Below are 477 nucleotides of genomic sequence, written 5' to 3' on the forward strand. Positions count from 1 at the left end.
GTGATGAACGCCTTGTTCGGCACGATGATCTCTTTGCAGTCCCAATCGGCGATGGTGGTCGCACGGGTATTGATCTTGGTTATCGTGCCGGTCAGGTTGCGGATCGTTACGGTATCGCCGATGCGGATCGGCTTCTCGAACAGGATGATCAGGCCGGAGATGAAGTTGGAGAAAATCTCCTGCATGCCAAAGCCGAGACCCACGCTGAGCGCGGTGACCACCCACTGCAGTTTCGACCATTCGATGCCGATCCAGGAAAAGCTGAGAATGGCGCCGAACAGCAACAGCAGGTATTTGGTGATGGTGGTGATGGCGTAACCGGTGCCCGGCGACAGATCCAGGTGCTGCAGCACCGCTAGTTCCAGCAGCGCCGGCAGGTTGCGCACCAGCTGCATGGTGATGATCAATACCAGAATGGCGATCAGCACTGCGCCTAGGGTGATCGGGTGGGCGGTTTCCACGCCGTTGACCGTCGAG

General features: G+C 58.3%; 1 protein-coding gene. It reads right to left on the reverse strand.

Annotated elements, in window-relative coordinates; genetic code table 11:
• On the reverse strand, nucleotides 1–477 hold a 477-nt coding region (locus tag SOP85_RS31110), incomplete at both ends, for a mechanosensitive ion channel domain-containing protein (protein ID WP_323629419.1).

The organism is Pseudomonas sp. YuFO20 (assembly GCF_035064975.1).
In the GTDB taxonomy this organism is placed as follows: domain Bacteria; phylum Pseudomonadota; class Gammaproteobacteria; order Pseudomonadales; family Pseudomonadaceae; genus Aquipseudomonas; species Aquipseudomonas putida_AE.